This window comes from Hymenobacter swuensis DY53, assembly GCF_000576555.1.
GTDB lineage: Bacteria > Bacteroidota > Bacteroidia > Cytophagales > Hymenobacteraceae > Hymenobacter > Hymenobacter swuensis.
Genome location: NZ_CP007144.1, coordinates 204477 through 222149, shown reverse-complemented (window position 1 = coordinate 222149; position 17673 = coordinate 204477). Strand labels below are relative to the sequence as shown.

General features: G+C 60.2%; 6 protein-coding genes. All 6 read right to left on the bottom strand.

What is annotated here, in order from left to right:
• Positions 1–18 precede the first annotated feature (18 nt).
• The 6 genes from HSW_RS01180 to HSW_RS01150 all read right to left on the bottom strand — a co-directional run bounded on the left by HSW_RS01180 (position 19) and on the right by HSW_RS01150 (position 17640).
• On the bottom strand, positions 19–5040 hold the full coding sequence (locus HSW_RS01180; protein ID WP_044000438.1) for a DEAD/DEAH box helicase: 5022 nt from the start codon (positions 5038–5040) through the stop codon (positions 19–21).
• Between the two features lie 145 nt (positions 5041–5185).
• Positions 5186–8500, bottom strand: a complete 3315-nt coding sequence (locus HSW_RS01175) for a DEAD/DEAH box helicase family protein (protein WP_044000437.1) — start codon at positions 8498–8500, stop codon at positions 5186–5188.
• A gap of 268 nt (positions 8501–8768) precedes the next feature.
• Entirely contained in the window at positions 8769–12110 is a 3342-nt protein-coding gene (locus tag HSW_RS01165; RefSeq protein ID WP_044000435.1) for a site-specific DNA-methyltransferase, read from the bottom strand.
• 216 nt (positions 12111–12326) lie between these two features.
• Positions 12327–13628: a hypothetical protein gene (locus HSW_RS01160; RefSeq protein ID WP_155832759.1), complete on the bottom strand. Its 1302-nt coding sequence runs from the start codon at positions 13626–13628 to the stop codon at positions 12327–12329.
• 14 nt (positions 13629–13642) lie between these two features.
• On the bottom strand, positions 13643–17275 hold the full coding sequence (locus tag HSW_RS01155; RefSeq protein WP_044000433.1) for an ATP-dependent DNA helicase: 3633 nt from the start codon (positions 17273–17275) through the stop codon (positions 13643–13645).
• 89 nt (positions 17276–17364) lie between these two features.
• Complete coding sequence (locus HSW_RS01150; RefSeq protein WP_044000432.1) at positions 17365–17640, bottom strand: hypothetical protein; 276 nt, start codon at positions 17638–17640, stop codon at positions 17365–17367.
• Between the last annotated feature and the right edge of the window lie 33 nt (positions 17641–17673).

The window sequence follows — 17673 nt, the reverse complement described above, 5'->3', positions numbered from 1 at the left end:
AGTATGGATTGCTGCGCGCTACGGTAATATGTCCGCTTCCGCTAGTTTGGCTTTCAGGTTTACTTGCACGTCCACTGCCGTAGGACCGAAGCGGAGCTCATAGCGCGCTACTCCTTGCCCATAAACATTTACCAGCTGGTGGCTGGTGGTAAAGCTATTGGAGAGGATGAACTCTTCGTGGTCGGGCCCAAACAACACCTGCTCTACCGCTTTGGCAGTCAAATGCGTGACCTGCCCCTCCTGCTCATGGTTAAGTAACCCGAGTAGCTGGCGCAAGCGTTGTAAACCTAGCCCGGAGGATCGGTCGTCTTCGTACTCGGGCACCAGGAGCACTAACCGGTCGCGGGCGCGGCTGATGGCAACATTCAAAATGTGTTGGTAACTAAGCAAAATCCGGTCGCCCGTGGTAGGTGGGGGAGCAAACAGGGCGATGACCAAATTGCATTCGTCGCCCTGGAAGCCGTGAATCGTGCCCACATCTTCATTCGGATTTAGGATGGCGTTCGACAGTGGTAATTGCTTGAGCAGCTCGCGCAGCAAGGCAGCCTGCGCGGTATAAGGCGTGATGATGCCCACCCGGTAGCGGTCGGCGGTGTCCGGGGCCGGCGCGGGCTGGATGTGTTGGGCCAGGTAGCGCGTGAGTTCGGCCGCCAGCAGAGCCGAGTAGGCCTGGTAGTTACTGCCTTGCTCCAGCTTGCGGGCTTCTAAAATGCCTTCGCCGCGGCGCACGGGAAAAGGAATCACCGTGATGTCGCTCAAGGGCAGTGCGCCGAATGTTTCGGGCCGCCGTCCCTGGTATGTGTGACCGTCCAGTACGGCCGTGCCCGTTAAGGGGCGGGCGTGCTGAAGCCGGCCGCCGTAGGCAAACTGGCTGAACAGACGCCCGAGCGGAGGGGTAGCCCGACGCTGCGTCAACAGCTTGTGGACGGGAAACTGATGCTGCGGGGTTACTTCCACGTCGAAATTATCGAGCCCGACCAGCGTGTAAATGTTTTCGCCAGCCCACGGCTCGGCGTGGACCACGGGTGGAATCTGCAATGGGTCGCCCCCGATGATAAACTCGCGACAGTGCGGCTGCTGGTAAATGACGTTAACCGCCTGGTATAAGGGTATCATAGAGGCTTCGTCCAGTATGATATAATCCCACGGGACAGCAGCCAGATAGTGGTACCCTCCATCACACAGCGCATAGGGAAAACGGGCGGCGGTAGTTAACACCGTGCACCGTTCAAGATCCGACACATTCAGCTTTTTATCCTGCACCAGCCCCGGCACCTGTTCCAGGTTCGTATCGGCGGGGACTCCGTAACGGAAAAGCCAATCGGGACGCTCGGGCGGCAGGCCAGCCTCGGCGGCAGGCAGCAGCCGGGCGGTAAGCACGTCGGCGGCCTTGTTGGTAGGCGTGAGCACCAAGATGCGCACTGGCTCCGCCTGCTGCATGAGCTGTTCAATCTCGCGATGGGCCAAGTGGTAGGTTTTGCCGGTGCCGGGCGGGCCGAAAACAAAGCGCAGCTTCGCCGGCAGATTGGCTTGCAGGTTGGTGTCGGCAGTGAAATTATGCGGAGAATGTGCTAATTGATTAAACTGCCGCACCAGCTCATCGAGCAGAAAGGCAGGGGACTGCACCTGGATGCTGGCGCGCTGGATGGAAGCGGGGTCGATGGCGGCCCAGTCCTCCTTGCGCAGCTTAGCCCGCAGCGTGAAGTCCTTGATGCTGACCACGTCAATCTGGATGGATTGGTCGGGCTGACCCCGGCGGTACAAGCGCAGCTTCAACTCCGGATGGTCTTCCACGGTGCGGGGGATGGGTCCGACCGGCTCGTGCAGGATCAGCAAGGGCGCATCGGGGTCTTTCTCGACCCGGCCGAAGGAAAGCGAGAACCCGCTGGCGCCTTCGTTGCGGCGGTTGCTGAGGCGGGTTTCCAGCGTCAGCAAGGCCTGGAACCAGCTATAGGTGTAGCGCTCGGTCTGCTCGACTTCACGAAATAGCTCATCCTGCTGGCGCAGCTCATCTTCGAGCTGCTGCACCTGCTGTTGAGCCCGCAACAACTTGCGGCGGGAGGCCTCGCTCAAGTAATCATCTTCCTCGCCTTCTGGAGCCTCGGCGGCTGACTCGGCGGAGCTGGTAGGCTCGGCAGCAGGTGGCGGGGAGGTGGCGGCCTCGCGCGTGGCTTGCCAGGTTTGCTTACGCTCCTGATCGGCCAGCGGCTCGGCTGCGGGCGTGGGCGGTACGACCGTGGGGGCCGGTCGGAGCTTGGCTATGGCTGCCCGAATTTCCTCAACAGTGAAGCCTTTCGACTTCATTTCGCGAAAGAATTCCACTAGCTCCCGCTCGGCGGCGGGCAGGCCATCGAGCACCTTTTGCCGGGGTGAGAGGATATCCAGCCGGCGCAGCAACTCCTGCGCGGCGGACGTATCGAGGATGTAGCCGTTGGCCAGCTGAATGTCGGCGGCAGCAAACTCGTGCGGATGGCGTGGCTGGCCGATCTGGTCGTAGAGCCAGGCCGTCTGTCGCAGCAGCAGCAGTGCCTGGGAAGCCGTTATAACGGGATTAGGACCGTAGTAGGAAAAGGTATATACCCGATTAAACAACCGTACATCAGCTTGCTCAATGCAAAGGCAGAGAAAGCCGAAGAGCGTTTGGGACAGTGCTTGCGGGATAATTCCAGGGGCCAGCAGTGCCGCTAAGCCGTCCAAATCGTGGTTTACCACCTTCTGATCCTCAGTCCAGGTGCTGCGCACCTTCCAGAGGGCCGCGCGGTCGTCAGCCGTGATGGGTTGATTGTCAAGCTGTATAACCCGAGGAACGGTGGCGACACTCAAGGCTTGCCATAGCGCTTTTACTCCGGTCATATCCGTTATGCCGGCGTACGTGTCCTCATCCACAAAAGTGGCTTCTGACGCCGTGAAGTACTGCCGCAGGTCCTCGTTATCCCGATATAGCTGGCCAGGTCGGTACCAACGGTATTCGGGGGTGGCGCTGGGGTATATATAGCCGCGCATAAACGGCGTTACCAGCAGCCGCTCGCGCAGTACGACTTGTTCCTGCTGGGAGCACGTCTGCCAGCAGTCGAGAATCTGCGCGATATGCTCCAGGTGCTCAGCAAGGGAAGGGCCTTCGGCACCGGTGTACTGGGGCAAGATGTACTCCAGCATTACCGTGAGCTGTTTGGGCGTGGTCAGACCTAAGCGCCGGCGGAAGCTGGCCAGCTGCTCGTCCTGCGCGAAGCAGGATTTCAGGGTACAATTGCTTTGAAAGCCGCCGCTGGTAGGGGGCAAAAACACCTGTGGCTCGGTATCCCGAACAGCCGCATAGGGCGCCAGGTGTTTGTCGTTGGCCAACCGCAACAGGGCACCCCGGTGGCGGAGAATAGCGTCGTTCTGGCCGTCGAGCAGGTATCCGGGGCCGGTGCTCAGGTATAGATAGAAGGCCGTGAGCCACTCATCTGTCTGCGCTTCCATAAAGGCAGCGGTAAGCCGACTGGCGGCTTCTTTGGGCTCCAGCAGGTGGGAGGCCGACAGCAGGCGCCTGAGGTAAGCGGTCTGGAATTTGTTTTCCTTACCGCCTACGCTATCAAACACCCACTCGGCCGCCGGGTCCTGCATAAGCTGGCGCAGCTGCTCCTGACCGAACGCCTGACTTAATTCGCGGCTTTCGGCATAGTAGGCATGGGTGGCCCCGATGTGCGTGCCGGTGGCTGTGGGCAGCAGCGGTAGGGTGCGTAGTGCTTCGAACACGGCCGCATGGAAAGGCCGGAACGACAGTTCCTGGCGCTGACGCAGCTCTTCGACCGTGCGCTGCTCGGCGTCGGGTGCGTCGCTCAGGGGCAGCAGTTGGAGCAGCTCATCGGTGAGCAGGGACAGATACGGGGCGGCCGGGGTGCCGGGGCGGGCCAAGTCGGCCGGGCGCAGGTCGCGGAGCAAGGGCAGACTGGCGGCCAGTAACTGGGCCAGCTGCTGTACCAGCTGCTGATTCCAGGGCTGATCGGCTTTGATGGCTTCCCGGTTGTTGGTCAGCAGCCAGGGAGCCTGAAGCAGAAAGCGCAGGCCGGTGCGGTGGCGGGTAGCAAAGAAACAGAAGGCCTCATGGCCGCGGTCGTCGGCGCTGGGGTCGAGGGTGCCGTTGTCGCGCAGGGCAAAGGCCAGGCATACCGGCAGGTTGAGGTGGTCGTGGCAGGGCTGTTTGACGACCACGAAGCGGTGCGCGGCTACCGTTACCTGGTCGCCGGTATCGGTGTTAGTGCAACGGTCTTCCTGAATGAGCTCCACGTACTCGACCCGAATAGCAGTGGTAGCCTGCTCGGACAGCAAGCGGGGTATCTCGCGGAGGTAGTAGCCGCTATCGGTGATGAGCTCCTGAAAAACAGGTCGTGCCTCCCAGGAAATCTCCGTCAGGTTGCGCAGAAACAATAAGGGTAAGCGCAAGGTGCGCAGGCGGCGCAGCACATGCTGGTAGGCCTCGGCAGCGGGGCGCTGCGCGTGGTTGAAGGGCAGCCATAGCTGCGTCCATTCAGCTCCTCCCCTCTCCAGACCGGGCGGCAGAGCATGGCGGTCGGTTAGGGGCACGGGTACCAGAATGCGCTCCAGGCGGAAGCTCAGCTCGTCTTCATAGACGTGGGGCGTGGCGGTATAATGGAACACCGACTTGAACCCAATGCCAAAACGGCCAATGGTATCAGAATCGACGGAGCTGGTGCCGCGGCGCTTGGTGGAGTTGCCAATGGAAGTCAGCGCGTTCAGGTGGCCCAACTGCGCGGTACCCGTATCTTCTTCCTCTGTGGCTACGTCGCTGATGGTGAATTTCTGGGGGGCATTGTGCCAAACCGACAAACCCTCGGGCAGCAAGCAGAAGCGAACCTGGGTGGCGCGGGCATCGTCGGCGTTTTGGAGTAGCTCGTAGATGAAATGTGCTTCTCCCTGCGTCAGGTCAGTTAGTACATTTTTGATGCCACGCAGGGCGGGGCGGTCGAGGGCATCGGCTAGGACAGTACGGTCAGCCTGGAGAGCAGTAAATAAGGCGGTTGTAGAGGTGTCAACCATAGAATAATTCGACTCAGAATATAGGTATCACCGGAACAGTATATCCAGCGTGGGCAGAGAAAAAATGACGTATGGGGTTGGTTTACGGATGCCTGCCGGGCCGCTGGCTACTCGGCTTGGCAGATGGTTCTTGTACTATGTAATGTCAGGTCAGCACTTGGTTCAACATAGTTTCGATGTAGGTATCCTTGCACTCCTCCTGCAGGAGAATGTGCCGCTCGGCCAGTTCTGTCGGGGTGGCGGTGCCGAGGTGTTCCAGCTCGGTGAGGCGGGTGGCAGTGACGAGGAAAGCGTGCAGGTGCAGGTTGGGGTTAGCGGTTTGCAGAGCCGGGCGGCTTTCGATTTCCTTGATGGTTTGGTAGAAGCTGAGCTTGGGGTCGTTTAGCTTCAGGTTGCGGAGGCCTTTGGGGTCGACGAATACCAGGTGCTGCACCGGGCCAATCTGGAGCCAGAGCAGGAAATCGGGGTAGAAGTTGCCAGCCTCAAAGAAGCCGATGCCGCGGCCGCGGCTGAGGTTGCGGAGTAGGTAGAGCTCCTTGTCGGCGAAGAACTCGGGGTGCTGCTGGTGATAGTGGCGCAAGTCTTCCACGAACTCCCGCTCGCCTTTGTTGAGGGCCACGGGCGTGACGTCGGCCAGCTTGGGGCGGCTGTCGAGGGCGAGCAAGGGCTGGTAGAGGTGCTGGATGAAGTGCAGCGCGTGCAGGGAGCGGTGCGGGTCCTTGTCTTTCTTAAAGACATCGGCCTTGACGGAGTCGCGCAGCTCGGTGAACCAGTCATTGGCCTCTTTTTCCTTTTCATCTACCTGCACGCGGTAGCCGTTGGTGGCGGCCTGGCCGGCGGTAGCAGCGGCGGCCAGCAGGTTGGGGTCGTCTTCTTTCAGGGGTTGGTACTCGAGGAAGGGCTCTTCCCAGGCGCGCTTGTGCAGCAGGTAGTAGCGCTCGGTGTAGGAGCGCAGCAGGGCACTGGCAATTTCCTGCCAGCGGCGCAGGCGGCGGCCAAAGTCGTCGCTGCGCTTGGCATCGAAGGCCAGCTCCTCCTTCGGAATTTTCAGCTCGTACCACGACGTATCGGCCAGCAGGGTACCAAGCTCGGCCGCGGCGGGCAGGTGCAAATTGGACCAGCCGCGCTCAGCTTTGTAGCGGGTGAGCTCGAAGAAGAGGCGGTCGAGGTCGAGGAAGGCGGTGTGGCGGGCGGTGAGGTGGCCGGTTTCGAGAATAGCCTCGGAGGCTTCGCCGAGGCCCTTGGAGCGCAGGCCCATCAGCTTGGGATACCAGTTGAGGATAATCCGGTTTTTGGTAAGCAGGCCGGGCACGGCGGTGGCAATGGCCGCGGCTGGCGGGCCGAGGCGGGGCACGGGGCCGAGGGCACGGAAGGCGACCCCGAAATCGGTGCGCTTGCCTTCAATCTCACGCTTGAGGCGCAGCGTGAACAAGGACCGGCCAGCCGGCAGGTTGGTGCGCACGGGCACTACCAGACTGATTTGGGTGCCGGGCTTGGGCATGCCTTCTTCTTCCAGGTACTCCTGAAACTTGGTCATGTAGGTGGCCCGCACGCCGAAGATGTTCAGGGTTTCGAGCAGCGGCAGGTGGGTGGGCGGGGTGAGGCCCTGCTCGTGCAGTACGGGCCGAATGGCGGCGCTGCGCTTGAGTCCCATTTTGTAGCCTTTAAGGCGGACGCCACGGCCGAAGAGCTGAATAATCTGGGCACCCTCGCCCTGGCCGATGTTGAGCAGGCCCATGGTGCTCACGCGCCAGGAGCTCCAGCCTTCGGTGAACTTGCGCGAGCCCATGAGCAGGTTGACATTGGACTCGGGTGCGTTCAGCTGCTGAAACAGCGAGTCGCTAAACTCCTGCTCACTTGTATCAAGACCGGCGATACTGCACAGGGCTACCAGGGCGGCATCGCTGCCTACGTTGATGACGCCGAAGGGCGGGTTGTCGCCGAGGCGCAGGGCAATTTCGCCGGTTATGCCCCGCAGATTTTCGACGGTGAGGCGACCAACGGAAGGGGCGTTGAAGATGCGCAGCAGGCTATCATCAAAGAGCTGCTCGGCGGTGAGCTTGCTGGCCAGCAGGGCCGGGAAGCGGTTGGATAGCAAGTCTTCGCCCTGGGAATTGAGCAGACCCTGGTGCAGTATCTGGTGGATGCGGCGGATGCTGTCTTCGCGGCGACTGACGTACTGGCTCAGGAACAGCAGGATGCGTACCATGTCGCTGGCCTCTTCTCTGTTCAGCGAGGCCGTGACGGAACCGCCCACGAAAATCCAGAGAGGCTTTTCGAGGTTGTAGGGCCGCAGGGCGGGGCCCTGCTCGGCCCACACGTACTGCTGCTGGTAGAAAGCCATGAGGCCGGCTACCAGGTAGGTGTGCAGCCACTCGGCGTCCTTATCGTTGGGCAGGTTCAGTATCTGGTAGTCTTTACCGAAGCCGTCGCCGTAGAAATACTTGTAGGAGTAGTCGAATAGAATGGCGCGGGCGTAGGTGCTAGTCAGCGTTACGTCGGCCTTCACGGCCTGTACGAAGGTGGCCGAATACTCGAAGGAGAAGCCTTCTTCGCTGAGCTGCCGGCGGTACTCGAGCCAGGTGCTGTCGGCGCCGCCGGACGCGCCGCGGTGGCCTTCATCTACCAGCACCAGGTTGTTGCCGAGGAAGGAGGCGACATCGACGGTTTTCTGGCCTTTGGAGTCGCGCAGCTTGTTGATATCGATGATTTCTACGGCTTTACCGGCGAACAGGCCCCGGGCCTGGCCGCTGAACAGCTCGGCCTCGATGCCGGCAGCCTGAAACTCGCGCAGGTGCTGCACCGAGAGGCCCTCGTTGGGCGTGAGCAGGATGATGCGGTTGAGGGTGCGCAGGCCCGCGCCGCGCTCGGTGAGGTACCAGCGGTACTGGGCAATGTGCACGTGCATGAGCAGCGTTTTGCCCGAGCCGGTGGCGTTGGAGAAGGCCAACTTGTTGAGCTGGCGGGCGGCGGCGTCGGTTTCCTCAAACAGGGGCAGTTTGTCGGCGGGGGCGGCGTCGCGGGGCAGGGCGGCGGCCCACTTCGTGAGCTCGGCGTTTAGGGCGGCGCGCAGGGCTTCGGGGTCGGCGAAGTAGCGGTCGAGGTAGATTTCGGTGAAGAGCAGGGTGAGGTACTGGAAGTACTTCCAGCGAATGGGCTCCTCGCCGCGGCGCAGGCGCTGTTCGTTGAGCTGGGCGGTGTGCGCTACAATGCGGCCATCGTACTCGAGCAGCAGGCTGGTGGGCAGCTGGGTGGTATTGAGCAAGCCGGCGGTGAGGGCCACGTGAAAGCGGCTGACGTTGTTTTCGTCAAGGCCTTCGGGAGTGTCTTTAAGCAAAGCGGCCAGTTCTTCAAACTTGCTGTAATTGAAGAGGCCGAGCATCCAGCGGTTTAGGATGAGCTTGCTGCGGAGCGGCTGGGGGGGCTGGGTGCGGGGGGTACGGGGTTGGCGTTGGGCCATTTCGGGTTCTTGTTGCTGGGTTCGTAGAACGTCATGCTGAGCGCCGTGAAGCATCTCTACCGCTTCGTTGCAACGGAGCGCCTCACCCCCCGGCCCCCTCTCCGAAAAGGAAAGGGGGAGCCTGGTGATGGGATTAGTTGCGCGGTAGAGATGCTTAGACTGCGCTGCGCTCAGCTCAGCATGACGTTCTTTTTTGCTCGGCGGCAAACGGTCTTTTTGCTCGTCTGATGACGTTCTTCTTGGTTGGTTTTCCGCTGCTGCTTCCCTCCTACTGGGCGAAGAGCAGGCGGTGGAAGGCTTCTTCGATAAGCTGCACTTTCCAGGTCTCGTCGGGCTGGCGCAGGTTTTCGAGGTTGTTGTCGCCGTTGACGTAGATGAAGTCGAACTCGGTATCGCGCACGGAGTAGTCGTGCTTCTCGAACCAGGCGTTGAGTACGAGGTTGTCCTGGGCGGCATCGGCGGTGAGCTTTCGCCAGATGATGAGCACGCGGCGGCCATTGGCGAGGGTGCCCGTGACGGGGCGCACCCACCAGGGGCCGGTGGCGGCTTTGCGCAGGGGGCCTTTGAGGCGCAGGCGGCCGGCCCGGTCGCCGGGCTCCACGTGGTCAGCGTGCTCGAACTCGGCCAACAGGGTTTGGGGGGCGCCCACCTGGTGCACGCGCAGGCCGAGCAGGTAGTTGAAGGTTTCGAGCAGGTCGACGGCCTGGGGCTCGGTCTGGTCGGAGCCGGGGGCTTTCACGTCGAGGGTGTAGGCCGTGGGATTCTGGAAGGCGGGCACGTCGAGCAGGCTGCGCGAGCCGCGGCTTTCCACGTCGAGCAGGTAGCGCAGCACATAGTCCTGGCGGGCGGCGGCAATGGCCGGGGTATCGGTGGCCGGGAACAGGGTGGTTTGCACCGGCTCGGCCCGTTGCAGCTTCAGGTTATTGAGCGTGTCTTCGTAGGATTCGAGCCGGATGACCTTGAGCAGTTTGGGCCCACGCACCTTTTCCTCGGCGGTGGGCTGACGCACGGGACTACCATCTCTCCACTCAGGGGTATAAGTTATTTTTTTAAGTCGGGGTAATATAACAGCGTCAAAATGCTCACCCATTTCTACTAAGATGAATTTGCGCTTACCCCCGCTTTCTCGATTCAAATTAACTACAGCGTGACCTGTTGTGCCTGAACCTGCAAAGTAGTCAATCACAGTGCCTTTTGGCTCTCGCATACCCATCAGACGCAAGCAGTCTTCTACAGCATAAATAGACTTTGGATAAGAGAACACATTTTCTCCAAAAAGCCCCTTAATTATACTTGTTCCGTGTTCAGCGGCAGAATATTTTGCTTCAATCCAAACCGTCGGCGGTATTACGCCTCCTTCGCTAGGGCGGTATTTATAATAGACGATAGGGTGTTGTTTAGTACCACCTACTTTGAATCGACTTGGCTCATCTTTTACTTGGTTGTATTTCATCCGCCACCGTCTTTCTACACCATTTTCGTCAATCGGATATAATACAGTTTCGTCACTGTTAGCAACCTCTTCTATTACCCATGATTTCCGTGTATCATCATAGCTCATTTCTGGGACACGCAATGAGTTTCCATTGTAAAACAACGGATAGTACATGGTAGGCCTATCTACTCTCTCTGATTCTGACCCCCTTTTCCTAAATAATTCCCACATATAAGCGCCCTGCTCGTCAGCTTCGCGGTAGCGCTGTAATTGCGCGTCAGTTCGTGGGAGTTTGCTTATAACAGCCTCGTTTCCTGCGCGTGCAAAAATAGCGTATTCATGTGCTTGTCCAAAACCACTTGGAATAGGTCGCCCAGAAGGATTAATACGAATTGCTACAGTACCGGCAATTCTGTTCTTTCCAAAATGCTCCTCTAATAGATAGTGTAGTTCTTTTTGTTGGTAATCATCAATTGTTGCACACAATAAACCGCCATTGTGTAATAATGGAGTTGTTAAGTTGAGGCGGCTATCAATTAGCGAAATCCAGCTAGAACTACGGTAGCCATTTTTATACATAATTGGCCCTCCATCGGTGTTGTAGGGCGGGTCGATATACACACAATCCACCTGCTCCTTATAGCGTTCTTGCAGCAGGTTCAGGGCCTGGAAATTTTCGCCGTGAATGAGCAGGCCGTCGGTTAGCTCGTCGAGGTCGCCCTCCAGCCCGGCCAGCAGGCGCTGGGTGAAGGCGGCGGGAAAGTGGCGGGTGTCGAGCATTAAGTTGGAGTAGGCTTGCAGGAAGCCCACCGTGAGGGGCTCCGAGTAGCCGGGCGTGGCGGCATCGGCGGCCAGGGCCTCAATGCCGAACAGCTCGACCCATTCCTGGCGCTGGTCCGCGTTGGCGGCCACTTCGGGCAGCAGGGCGGCGGGCACCTTGTCCAGCGTAACGCACCACTGGGTTTCGACCACGAACTTCTTCTTGAGCCAAAGCTTGCGCTGGAAGTCTTCGAGTTGGGCGAGGAAGTCGATGAGGTGGTGGGCCACCTTGCGCAGCACCCGCAGCTTGCTCAGGAACTGCTCGACGCGCGGGGCGGAGTCGGCCTCGATGTTATCGAGGTGCAGCACTTCGTTTTTGAGGTAGAAATCCAGCTCGCGCTGCAGGAAGCCTCCGAGGTCTTTGTGGATGAAGTAGTCGAAGGTGTTGCGGGCGGTGTAGCGCTCCAGGTTCACCTGCAGGCGGCTTTTGTCGGAGAGGGAGCCGTCGGCGCGGGTGTGGGGCTGGGTGAGCCCGGCCAGCCAGGGCACCAGGGCGGCATCGGCGGCGGCCAGGGCCTCAATGCGAGCCTGGGCGGCTTGCAGCAGCTCCTTTTGGGTGGGGGGCTTGGGCTTGGCGGCCTTGCCGTCGTCGGCTTTCTTCTTGGCGGGGGCAGCGTCGGCGGGGCGGTCGTCGGCGGTGGCGGGGCGGTACTCGAAGAAGAAGGTCAGCTCCTGGGCTTTGGCATCGAGGGCGTAGACAGCGGCCCCCTCGCGCAGGATAAACACCCGGTCTTTGCCTTCGGCGGCTTTCACGTTGCCGTGCTCGCCTTCGGCGGCATCGGCCAAGCGGAAGTGCACGCGCATAGGCTTGTCCTTGTCGGTGGGGCGCAGGCGGAAGGCGTAGTCACGCAGGTACTCGCTAGTTTTGATGTAGTACTGGTCGCGGTTGGCCCAATGCAGCTTCACTTCCTCACCCTCGTAGGGAATGGCGTAGGTGCCTTCCTTGTACACGCGGCGGGCCAGGAAGTCGCCCTCGGCGTAGTAGCGGCGGAAAAAGGCGTAGAGGTGGTCGAAGACTTCACGCTCGAGGCCGGCCAGGTCTACGGCTTCGGTGGCCAGGCGCTGGCGCAGGGCTTGCACCTTGGGCGAGGTTTCGGGGTCGATTTCGGCCTCGGTGAGCGAGGCAATGACTTTATCCAGCTCTTTCTGGATGGCGGCTTTGTCGGCGGGCTGGTAGTGGGCAAACTCCCGGCGCACCTGAGGCAGCAGGTCGTGGCTGAGGAACTTGTCGATTTCGGCGGCGCGGGCGTGCAGCACGCGGTAGAGGCCGAAGTCGAGGTCGGGCTGGTCGAGCTGGAACAGCTCGCGGAGCAGGGAAATGAGCTTATCGTAGGCGGGGGAAGCGGGAGCAGTCATGGAAGCGGCCAGGGGGCCGGAATAGCGAATGATAAAAGCTTGAAGGTAGGTCTTGACGCGGGGCGGCGCAAGGCCAGCGGCCGAGGTGGTTGGCTGCTAGGGGGTTGGTTTTGCGCCTCCCTCCCGGCCCGGGGGTGGTTACGCTCTGGGGTGGCGCCTCACTCCCCGGCCCCCTCTCCAGAGGGAGAGGGGGAGCCTTACGATTGGGGGAGGAGCCTACGTTGCCGCACTTGCAAAATGCGGCACGACATCGGTGAGGCCCCACATTCGCCAGATTGCCCCGAAGGCGCACAGGTTTTGGTCTTTGCAACGCTGCCAGGGCGCATTGGTACAGCGACTGTCGACAAAATCTGGCTGGTCTTGTTCTTCCTGGCTTCTTTGACAGTAAGACTTCATTTCGCACGCCACCTTTCCTTCCATGAACAACGCCGTTACTTGACGCATCGCCCGAAAGAGGTCCAGGTGCATGTCGGCTATGTCGCTGAAGTCAGCCATGGGAGCCAGCGACCCTTCATCGTCATTGTTAGTAGTCAGTGGGGAGCCAAGCCAGTTCAGTAACCACGCAAAAAAGCGGTTGGTTTTCAGAGGCCCACCCCGCACCAACTGCAGAATAAAGGCGGGTTGTTTGTTGCGCAGTAGCTCAGCTCGCAGGATGATTTCGCGAATCCATCGAGCGTTTGGCAGAAATTTATCAGCCGTAAATACGCTCGTGGTGAACTCAATAGCCTGGGCAGCCGAGTAAGCCAGCAGCCCTTCTACTGTACTGATTTCCTCATAGTCAAACTGAATGTTCTTTCGCGAAAAATCATAAATATCCTCCGGCACCGTCGGCAACCATTGCTCCTCCCGCATCTTTTTCAGCACCATGACGAACGATTGGCCTGGATGCCAAAAAAGCAGGCTAGCATCGCAGAGGGCAAGCACGTTTTCCCGGCTTTGGTTAGCTAACACGGGGTATATGTGCTGCACGACTAATTCGGCGGCATGATAGGCGACTCGAACGGGTATTTTTTCTTGGGGGTAGATGAGGCCTTCAACAATATTGGCCATGCTTTCGCCAATCCAGAAGGACCCAAACAGAAACTGCTCGCCAGAAGCAAATTCAACGACTACCTGCTTGGGAATGCGCTCATCCGGTAGAACTATCCCTGAGTCCTCTAATCGTACATCAATAACGCTTTTGTCTTTAGGATTCTGTTTCAAACCAGCACCCAGGTAGATTGCACGTAGTTGTTGCTGGGGTGCTATAATTGCATCAGGAGGAACTTCGAGAGGCAGCGGTTTACCTTCCTTTACCTGGCTTACTCCATATCGAATGTAATTAATAACTGTAGCAGCGTTGGACAACCCATCACTGGTTGAAATATCCTGCAGAAAGTGTACGTACTCGTGTAAGTAAGCCGGCCAAACTTCTTCCGGGAAATTGTTCAGGTCGCTGACTGATTTTGGCGTAGCCAAATTCATCCGAAAAAAAGACGGTTGATAGAAGCTACTGAAGGATTGACGCGTATCGTCCATTGCCTGAAAACAGTTTAACTAAACCACTTTTCCACCACACGCTGGGCATCGGGCGAGAGGTTGCCGGATTCTTCGGTGGTGATGAGCTGGCCGGGGAAATGGCGCTCGTACCACGCCTTTTTGGTTTCCCAACGGCGGCGGTAGTCGTCGTGGTCGAGCATGCCGAGGTGCTCCCAGAAGTAGGTTTCGCCGCGCCACTTGATGGTGAAGTCGGGCAGGTAGAAGGAGCCGTCGGGCGCGTAGAGGGGCAGCTCGTAGAAGAAGGGGATTTCACGCTCGAAGAGCAGGTTGGAGATGATGACTTCGGACTTGGAGCGCACCATGGCCGGGGCCAGTGTCTGGTGCAGACGGCCCTCTTCGAGGTAGGCGGCTTCGCGGAGCTGGGCCGCGCCGTCGGGCGCGGGCGTGAAGTCGAACAAGGAGGAATTGATGCCGACCAGGTGCGAGGCCCCGGGGCGGTAGATGCGCAGTAGCGGGGCAATGTCTTCCTGAACCAGAATGGTGCAGTGGCGGCTGGCGCGGGTGATGCCGGTATAAAACAGCTCGGGTGAGAGCAGGGTGGTTTTTTGCTTGGGCAGAATGAAGTACACCCGCTCGAACTCACTGCCCTGGGACTTGTGCACGGATATGGCGTAGGCCAGCTCCAGGTTATCCTCGGGCTTTTCCTCGTTAGCCCACTGGGTTCGGCCTTTGTATTGGTAAGACCCCAGCTTTTTGCCGTAGCCGAAAGCCAGGTGCTGCTTGCGGTCAAACTTCACGCTAAAGCGGCTGAGGCGAAAGCGCGGGCTCTTCCAGGTACCGCTATCAAAGCCGTGGGGCACCACGTAGCCCAGTTCGCCGTTGAATACCTCACCGCCGATGCTTTCGCGGGCCTGGAAATCGTAGGCAATGAGCCGGTTGGACGCGCCCCGATTGCGAATCTGCATCACTTTATCGTAGAGCGTGATGCCGGCCAGGCCCCCTACCCTTTCCAGGGATTTTTCGCGGGCTTCGTGCTGGAGACGTAGATTGATGGCGGCGGTGCCAAACTCTTCGTTGCGGTAGGGACTGATGACCTGCTGGTAGTCGGGACGGAAGGAGCCATCGGCGGCTTTGGCCGCCTGCAGCCAAAGCTGGTGGCGGGCGTCAGGTTCGAGCTGCTGTCCGGTATCGGCTTCCATATCGGCCACCATCTGGCCGACCAGGATTTCCTGCAAATGCTCGGCATCCTCCCAATACAGGACGCGCAGGTCTTGGTCAACCATCCCGTCCTCGGGCAGGTCCTGCAGTTTCTGGAACAACTCTTCGGCGCGCAGGCCGGTTTCTTCGTTTTTTGGTGCTCCCTTGGCGGGGCGCACGTAGAGCGAGGCCAGATCTAGGATGCCGGTGCCGGCCCCTTCGAGGCGGTTGCCCATCTGGCGCAGGTTCACGGTAAGCTCACCCACGTTGTCGGAGTGGTGCTCGCGCAGCCAGTCGATGAGGTCGGCAAAGACCTTACCACGGCCGATAGGAGGCAGCTGGTTGGGGTCGCCGACGATGATGAGGCGCTGCACGGTGTTCCAGTTGATGGCCCGGAACAAAGCGGCCAGCAGGCCAAGGTCGAGCATAGAGGCCTCGTCGATGACGTAGGTGGTCACGCCAGCCTCCCGCTCGCCGCCCGTCTGCTTCAGGGTCATGTTCTCGTTCAGCCAGCCGTGGCGGGCCAGGAACTTGTGGATAGTTTCGGCCGACTTGCCGGTTTTCTCCCGGATGCGGTCGGCCGCCTTGCCGGTGGGGGCCAGCAGCAGGAAGGAACTGGCCGAGCCGTGGGCCTTTTCCACCCCTTGCAGCAGGGCTTTGATGATGGTGGTTTTGCCGGTGCCGGCGGCCCCGCACACCACCGACACGGGCCGGGTGAAGACGCGGGCGCACACCTGGGCCTGCTGCTGGATGGCGGCGGTGTAGGCCTCGCGGTCCTGCTGCATAAGGGGGCTTTGCGGGTCGGCGAGCAGGCCCTCCCAAAACGCCGCCGTGACGGGGCGCTTGAAGGAAATATCGGGGCGGGTGACGAGCTTACGGAGCTGGCTCTCAATCTCACGCTCGTCGTCGTATACCCTACGGAGGTACACGTACTGGCGGGTGCCTTCGGGACGCAGGACCAGCATTTCCTCCAGCACCTTGCGGTCGATGGTGAGGTAGCGCTCGGTGAACTCCGTGCGTTTCCACTCGGGCAGAAAGGAGAGCTTGTGGTTGATTTCCTGCAGCAGCTGGCCGCCGCTGACGAAGGTATGCTTGGACTCAGCCCGCAACCGGTCGACACACAGGGCGCGCAGGCGGCGCCAGTCGTTGGGCTGGTGCAGAAAAGCGCCACCCAACTCCGGGGAGGGCAGTACGCCGTGGTCGATGCGGCTGAAGGAGATGTACTCGCCCGCGTAGTCACCCCCGAACTGCTCGGCCAGCAGGTAGGAGTTGCTGATGAGGTCGGCCGGATTGGCGGTTATGCCGTGCTCGGCGCGGCTGTCGCTCAGGATGATTTCGAAGTATTCGGCCGGCAGATCGAACCGAGGCAGGATATCCCGCAGGAGCTGCTGCTCGGGCTCGGTGCGCAACTGCCAGTCGCGGCGGATTTTAGCAGCATCGGCGGCCAATATGCTTTTGCCAGGCAGAGGTGCTCCGGGGTTGTCGAGCCAGTCGAACACAGCCCGGTGGAACTCCTGCTCCTGGTGGCTGGCCACGGCTTTTTGGCAGGCGGGAATGGTTTCTTCCAGCCCGACAACTTTCAGGATGCGCGCTAGGCCGGGGTACAGGCCCCGGCTGCGCCAGAGTTCGGCCAGCAGGCCGTTTAGCCAGCTTAGGCGCACGGACCAGTTCTCGCTGTCGTCGCCGATTTCGCGCAGGTAACTGGCAATTTCTACGAAGCGCTCGATGAGCACCAGGGCGTCGTCGTCGGTGATGTGGCGGGAGCCGTACTTGAAATTTTCCGAGTTGTCGGGAATGAGCGTGATGCGCTCCAGAATTTCGGGCTGGTCGAGGTAGCGGTGGTACGGGATGCGCATGCCCTGGTCGGGGTAGAGCGTTTCCACGTTTATCTGCCAGGCATAGGCACCGCCGTACTGCTTACGGGTGGCCTCGTCGGTGTTGTCGTAGTAGTTGATGTCGCCGATGCGCTTGATGCGAGCCAAGCCCACTACGGCGTAACGCTTCTCGTCGTCGGTGCTAAGGGGGTTGCTGTAGTTGGCGTAGTGGAACACCAGGCTTTTGGCCGGCTCGATTTCATCCAGATATTCCTTCACCATCTCCAGCCGACGAGTGTTATCGACGCGGCCATTGGCGCCGTAGGCCTCGTCGTTGTACATGGCATCGTAGGGCCAGATGCAGACGGTGGCGGGCGGCAGGGCCCACTGGGTGCGGGTGCCGGAATTAAAAAAGCTGGGCGGGGTATCGGCAGCGGTCAGGGTTTCGGCCCCAAAGGCATTGATGCTAAAGATGCAGGGCGGCACATCAGATAGCTGCGCGCAGCTTTGGCCGGCGACTTCCAACTCCCATTCGAGCTGGCGGCTTTCCTGAATTTTGGTGCCGGGGTAGGAATGCGGACCAACGCAGTGCCGGTTGGCGGCGGGGTTGCGGCATACGTGGCCATTCCAGCCGTCCTGGTGCCAGGCGACGCGGGCAGTGATATGAGTAGGCATAAGCCGAGAGAAATAGGGCTACCAGTATAGGCTGCAGGTAACAGGCAGCAGCAGCAGATTGCGATACGCGAGGGAGATAGGGCGGCGGCTTACGGGAGCACCTCGGCGTGCAGGCGCACGATGGAGGACGCATCGGGAGCGTACCGGATGTCGGCGCGGGTCATGATGTTGCCGATGAGCCTGGACTTGGCCGTAAGCTTGGTGGCGTTCCAGGGCTTGCTCCAGACAACGCCGCCACTGGCGTTGTAGGCGGTTACCTGCGCCCGGCGGGTTTGGAGCAAGGCGCGCTGGAAATTTTCGGCTCCGGCGGGGGTGAAGGTAATGTTGTCGGGTTCGAGCACGGAAAGGTTGATTTTAGGAGGCATGAAACTGCAGGGGGGGCTGCGGGAAGAAAACAA